Source organism: Petrotoga mexicana DSM 14811, from assembly GCF_002895565.1.
GTDB lineage: Bacteria > Thermotogota > Thermotogae > Petrotogales > Petrotogaceae > Petrotoga > Petrotoga mexicana.
The window spans coordinates 36,775-43,168 of the sequence record NZ_AZRN01000002.1 but is presented as its reverse complement, the minus strand read 5'-3'; the positions used below and the strand labels follow the sequence as shown (position 1 = coordinate 43,168).

Sequence of the window (6,394 nt, the reverse complement as noted above, 5' to 3'; positions counted from 1 at the left end):
TTCGCCACTGATTATACTTCCTAAGAAGTATAACCCGTCCGACTTGCATGTGTTACGCACGCCGCCAGCGTTTACCCTGAGCCAGGATCAAACCCTTCATCCTAAACTCTTCAGTCTCCTCTATCTACTTTTCAAAGACCAACTCTCGTTGAGAATCTCTCTCCTATATTCACCGTTCCTTCGTTCGCTCCGTAACGCAAACTCCATTCTCAACAATTTCTCTACGCTTTTTTCATCTGCTCTTTTTCCTTTTCATCCATCAGCGTTGTATATATTACCACATCTCTCTCCACTTTGTCAATTTCTTTTTTATGAACTTATTTGAAAATTATTGTGAATTCATCAAAGCAAAAGAGTAGTATATATTGAATATTGAGTATCCCAAATAGACTATGGAAGGTAAATAAAACCATTTGTTTTGGCCTATTTCAGTTTGACCGAATAGCTGAATTCCTACCCAGTTTAAAGAGTATTTTATTATTATATAAGTTATAGAAAAAGCCATAAAAAGTGAAAAGAAAAATATGATAGCTCCTGTTACCGAATATCTGTGGAGTCTAGCTTTTTCTATGGCATATATTTCAAATAATATTCCTAATATAAGTATTAATATAGACAGAAAAAATATTTGTCTGGTTTCTAATGGAAAATTGGGGTTAATTATATCATTTATGATAGGTTTTAAGGTGTTCGTTATTAATATGAGTAATATAAATAGTACAGAAATAACTGTATTAAATGTTCCATACAACATTTCAGCGAGGGTGAAAGGAGATTTTTTTTCTTTTTTTAAACTTTTTGGCGTTATATTTTGATTTGTTCTTTTATAATAATCTTCAATGTTTACTTTCATTCTTCTCTCCTTTTGATGATTAATTACTTTTATAGCGCCCTATACTTTTATAATTCAATTTCTATTTCATTAATTTGTTCAACTATTTTAGCAGTCTTTTTGATAACTTGATCATAAATAGATTTGAAGTCTACATCAAGGATGCGGTCTGCAGGTACTTTGAATACAGCTAATGCTGGTGTTTTAACTTTCATTTCTGGGAGTTTGTAAGAATTTTCCAAAAAATCGTATCTTTGAAGGACTTTTTCTTTTAATATTCGTCCAATTTCTATATATATGGATACTTCTGAACTGCTTATATAATCAGGAACTCTAAATAAAACATGAATATCCTTCAAATATGGAAAATAAAATATGTCATCATCCCATTGCTTGTAATGTTCAATTATGAATTTCAATTTCTCATCTGTTATGTTCTGATGGAGAGAAATGTATTCTTCTCCCTTTAACTTTTCGGAAAATATGAGTTTTTTTATGAGTCTTTCGTTTCCCCATACCCTGTACGATGTAATTTTAAAAGGCGATTGTACAATACCAAATGCCGTATTGGGTTGTACTATTTTATTGTATTGTCTTGATAGTTCTGTGTATTTATTTACTAATATATCAGAATCATTGTAATAAGTAGGGTATAGGACACTCATAACTTTTCCTGGTTTATCAGGTCCAAAAGTTTCAAAAACTCTTCCGTCTTCATCTATAAAAATACAGTAGACTGGAAATTTATCTTCGCTATCGTAAACAGTACCAAAGAAAAAATGTTGAAACTCCTCGGCTAAAAAGTTCTTGTATTTATTTAAGTAATTTTCGGCAAATTTGATTAGTTCTTCCAAATCATTTCTCTCCTAAACTTTCTTTTATTCTTTTCGCAATTTTTTCACTTTTAACGACTTTTGATATTTCTTCAGTTGATGCTTCCAATACTTTTTGAATTCCTCCAAAATGCTTTATTAATTCTTTTTTCCTCTTTGGACCTATACCATAAATATCATCCAATTTGGTTTTTTCGAATCGTTTACTTCTGAGACTTCTGTTAAAACCTATGGCAAATCTATGAGTCTCATCTCTTACGTATATAAGTAATCTTAAAACTGGATGATCCAGAGGTAAGTGAAGATCGGGTATATCACCTGGTAAAACTATCCTTTCATCTTCTTTGGCAATGCCGACAACATCCACATCTTTTAAAGAATAGCCGATTTCTTTTAGTGATTCTACAGCCGAATTTACCTGTCCTTTTCCTCCATCAATGAATAACAGATCAGGTAATTCATGCTTTTGATATCTTCTTTTTATAACTGTTCTGATACTTTCAAAGTCATCTGGCGCTTTTATATTATCTAAACGATACTTCCTGTATCCTTCTTTTTTGGGCTTGCCGTTTTCGAAACGCACTAAAGATGCAACGGTATATAATCCTTGAAGATGAGATATGTCTATCCCTTCAATAATTTTTGGCTCTTTTTTCAATGAAAGTATCTCTTTTGCCTGTTTTAAGGCATAGCTTAAGTCTTTTTGCCTTTTGATTTCTTCTTGCAAATTTGTATAAGCCATTTCGTATATTTTAGAACTTTTACCAATCTTTTCTATCCTTTTTAAGCCTTTTTCTTTAAGAAAATCCAAGATTTCTGAAGAAATTTCTTCTTTGTATAGTGTCGATATCAAAGAAGGCGGCTCATTCTTTCTTACAATATAGTATTGATACAAGAACTCTTCTAACGTTCCTTCCATTGTAAAGGAAAGCTTTGAAATTAAGTATCCTTTTCTTACTATTAAAACTAAATAAACTGGAGGTTCATACATTATTATATCTAAATTTTTTCCGTTTTTGTATTCAACAGCTACTTCTTCAAATAAATTTTCTAATTTGAACAGCGTGTCACGCATCTGAGCAGCTTTTTCATAGTTTTTTATTTTGGCATAATCTTTCATGGCTTTTTGAAGATAGTTCTTCACTTCTTCAATGTCTCCTGATAAAACTTTTTTAACCTTTTCCACTGATTCTTGATATACCGTTTCGTCTACGTCCTTGTAACATGGACCATAACATCTTCCTAAATGGTAAAGGAAACATGGTTTGCTTTTTCTGCTTAAATCTCTGTCACAACTTCTGATCTTATAAACACTTTGCAGTACTTCAATAACATCTTTTACAAATTTCACATCAGAATATGGACCATAGTATTTACCCTTTTCTTCTTTTTTTGTTCGAACGTATTTTATCTTGGGAAATTGTTCATCCGTAACTAAGATATATGGATACACTCGTGTATCTTTTAGCATTATATTGTATTTTGGCTTATGAACATAGATGAGGTTGGCTTCTAATATAAATGCTTGATTTTCATTTGAAGTTATTATGTAGTCTAAATTTGCAGCTTTTTCTAGCATTTCATAAGTTTTTTCATTTCCTATGTAATTTTTCTTGTTAAAGTATGAAGAAACTCTGTTTTTTAAGTTTTTTGCCTTGCCTATATATATAGGATCACCTTTATTGTTTTTAAAAATATATACCCCTGGTTTTTTAGGGATGTTTTTTAAAATCGATCTGTCTATCATAGGTTGTTTCCCTCCATACGTTAAGGGGCTTCGCCCCTTAAAAACCCTAAAATCTTTATTTGATTTGAAAAGTTTTTCGTGTAAAGCTGCAATAAGGTATTACTTTGAGATATTCAAAAGTTGGTTTTAGCGCCCTTTCACCCCGCTCCCCACCCATAAGGAATCTGTGCTTACCCCTTAAGAACCCTATGAATCTTTGTTTCATTATCTTGTGTTAGCGCCCCTTCGCCCCGCAGCCCACCCATTTTTCACATCTACTGTCGTCGCAGCATTTCTTAGCAATATAACGATCCACTATTTCCCCCACGGGATTGTTCTCCCCAACTAAATAAGATGCATAGTGTAAATGTAAGCACTTTATAGTAGAAAAATCCTCAATCCCACCTATTCCCGTTTGTTTTAACTTCTTAATCATGTTTTCAGAGAGGGAACTGATTTTTTCTCCTAATAACTTCATTCTTTTTTTAATTTCTTCTTTGTGAGCATGGATCATTTGTTGCCTTAATACTGGATCATTTTGTATAATCTTTTCTATTTCCGTGATTTTTTGCTGTGCTTCCAACTTAGAAACTTCTTCCACTAAATATGGACAAGTTAACCAGTAAAGAGTAGGAAAAGGCTTTCCATCTTTTAAAGGAAAGCTCTTTATTACTTGAGGATAGCCATATATACATCTTTTTTCAATATTTAATACATTACTTACACCACGTCCTAATTGTTTTTTTATTATTATTAAGTCTTCTTGTGAAATAATAGAGCTATCCAAGAACCGTCCTCCGTTCTATCTCTCAATACTAAATTCACTTCTTTTGCTTGTTCAATAACAGATTTCTCTTTGCTTTCAATTATACCAGAAAAGATAACAAATCCTTTTTCTTTAAGTACTTTATCAAATTTATGATCTTTCATTAACTGTATCAGTACTTCAGCCACAATATTAGAAACTAATATGTCGAATCTCTCGTGTTCTTCAACAGCGCTTAACAAATCTGATTCTCGTATTTCAATATCAACATCGTTTAAAATAGCTGTTTCCTTAGCTTTTTCTATAGCTAAAGTATCGTTATCTAAAGCCAAAACACGATTAGCTCCAAACTTTTTGGCCAAAACCGATAATATCCCACTGCCTGTTCCAACGTCTATAACATCTTTGCCTATGCAATCAGCTTTTCTCAAAAGTTCAGCCGCCAGTTTAGTTGTTGAATGTAAACCGGTACCAAAGGCACTTCCCGGTATTACGTTCAATACTATTCCAGGTTTTTCTATTTTTTTATCGGAAAAAGGGTTAACCCAGACCCCGTCTATAAGTTCAAAAACGTTTATTGTTTTTTTCCATTCTTCTAACCATTGTGATTCTTCGGTGATTTCTTTTGAAAGCAATCTTAAACCATACAGGGAAAGTAAATCCAAAATATCCTTGATTTGCTCTTCCTTCTTGACATACAACTTCAGAAAAGTTTTTGAACTTTCTACATCTTCCTCGATGTAAAAGGAATTAAACCCATATTTTATGAACTGATCTATTATCTTTTCTTCCTCGTTGGATTCCAATTCATAAATAAACTCATAAAATTTATCCATCTTATTTCTTCTCCATCATTTTATTAATTTGAGGAATTCTAGTGAGTAGCAACAGCATTATAAAAGCATTCAAAAAGAATGAAACCACATAGCCACCTAAACGTGGGGGCATAAGAACCGCATATGAAATACCAAACGCTTGATGAAGAAAGAATGGCGTTAAGGTAATTCCTACCGCCTCACCTAAACCACAAGAAACGGCTAATGTCCAATAATTGATTCTTCTTTTAAAAAAGTACTTAAATATTATACCCGGAATCAAACCGTGTAAAGCTGAGGTTAACGTGAATTGGGGAAGGAAAGCTCCCATTGGATTTATCCAATAACCAATCAAATCAGATAAACCTCCAACAATAAATCCATCCAAAGGCCCAAAAATAAAGGCTGAAAGAAACATAGGAATAGTTCCAAACCCAAATCTAATAACTTCAACATTACCTATGGGAATTCTAATCGCTAATAACCTTGACAAAAGTATGGATAGAACTATAAACAAAGAATTCATTACTAATCTATAGGTGCCATTTTTTTGGTCCATAAATTCACTCCTTACTTAATGGATTATAAGCATGTTTTTCGCAAAGAACCTTAATACTTCTTTTATTTCTTGGCTCCAAAGAAACCAATTATGATCACCAGGTTTTATAAAAAGAGTTGAAGATATGCCGTTTACTCTTAATTCATGGTGCAGTTCAGAAGCACCTAAATATAGGTAAAAATAATCTTCACTTCCACAAGAAAGATAAACCGGAAGCTCTAATTCGCTTTGTTTCAAGTTTTCTATGTAGTTAAAAATATTCTCTTTTTCCCATAACTCTGGGTTAAAGGGCCAACCAAATGCATCATGATAGTAATCTTCTCTGACATTAATTTCATTCCCATCTAAATCGACTTCTTTTTCAGGGGGAACTTCTCTAGTTATTCCCCCACTTAAACTTGCAACAGACAAAAATAACTCGGGATACTTAAATGCCAACCTTAAGGCACCGTAACCCCCCATGGATAGTCCAGCTATGAACCTCGAAGAGCGTTCGTTGTAAACCTTATACTGCGTTTCTATATGTTGAATCAGGTCTTCAATCAAAGCGGTTTCATAGTTCTCCCCCGTTGGAGAATTAACGTACCAACTGTTCTTGGCATCAGGCATCACAGCTACAAAAGGTGGAATTTCATTGTTATTTATCATTAAATCCAAACTTTGATCTACTCTACCTTTTCTTAGCCAACTCGTTTCGTTTCCCCCATGTCCATGCAGTAGATAAATAGTCGGATATTTCCTAGTTTCAATGTCGTATTTAGGCGGGAGATAAATAGAATATTTCATATCGCTTTTTAGTGCTTGGCTATAAAACGATAATGATTCATAGACTTTTCCATGTGTCAAGTGTGAACACTCCTTTT

Annotated in this window: 7 protein-coding genes and 1 rRNA gene; all 8 read right to left on the bottom strand. The window is 33.0% G+C overall.

What is annotated here, in order from left to right; genetic code table 11:
- Positions 1–103 (bottom strand): 16S ribosomal RNA (locus X927_RS00865); the annotation flags it as partial.
- 225 nt (positions 104–328) lie between these two features.
- Entirely contained in the window at positions 329–853 is a 525-nt protein-coding gene (locus X927_RS00860) for a hypothetical protein (protein WP_103076238.1), read from the bottom strand.
- A gap of 47 nt (positions 854–900) precedes the next feature.
- A complete protein-coding gene (locus X927_RS00855) occupies positions 901–1,686 on the bottom strand; it encodes a DUF4895 domain-containing protein (RefSeq protein WP_103076237.1) in 786 nt (261 codons plus the stop codon).
- Position 1,687: 1 nt separating this feature from the next.
- Entirely contained in the window at positions 1,688–3,412 is a 1,725-nt protein-coding gene (uvrC, locus tag X927_RS00850; protein WP_103076236.1) for an excinuclease ABC subunit UvrC, read from the bottom strand.
- A 214-nt stretch (positions 3,413–3,626) separates the two neighbouring features.
- Positions 3,627–4,178: a DUF501 domain-containing protein gene (locus X927_RS00845; protein WP_103076235.1), complete on the bottom strand. Its 552-nt coding sequence runs from the start codon at positions 4,176–4,178 to the stop codon at positions 3,627–3,629.
- Complete coding sequence (locus X927_RS00840; RefSeq protein WP_103076234.1) at positions 4,145–4,993, bottom strand: 50S ribosomal protein L11 methyltransferase; 849 nt, start codon at positions 4,991–4,993, stop codon at positions 4,145–4,147. Before X927_RS00840 ends, X927_RS00845 begins: the two co-directional genes overlap by 34 nt.
- A gap of 1 nt (position 4,994) precedes the next feature.
- Positions 4,995–5,531 carry a folate family ECF transporter S component gene (locus X927_RS00835; protein WP_103076233.1) on the bottom strand — a complete coding sequence of 179 codons (537 nt, stop codon included), beginning with the start codon at positions 5,529–5,531 and terminating at the stop codon, positions 4,995–4,997.
- 15 nt (positions 5,532–5,546) lie between these two features.
- Positions 5,547–6,377, bottom strand: coding sequence for an alpha/beta hydrolase (locus tag X927_RS00830; protein WP_103076232.1), 831 nt, complete (start codon positions 6,375–6,377; stop codon positions 5,547–5,549).
- Positions 6,378–6,394 lie beyond the last annotated feature (17 nt).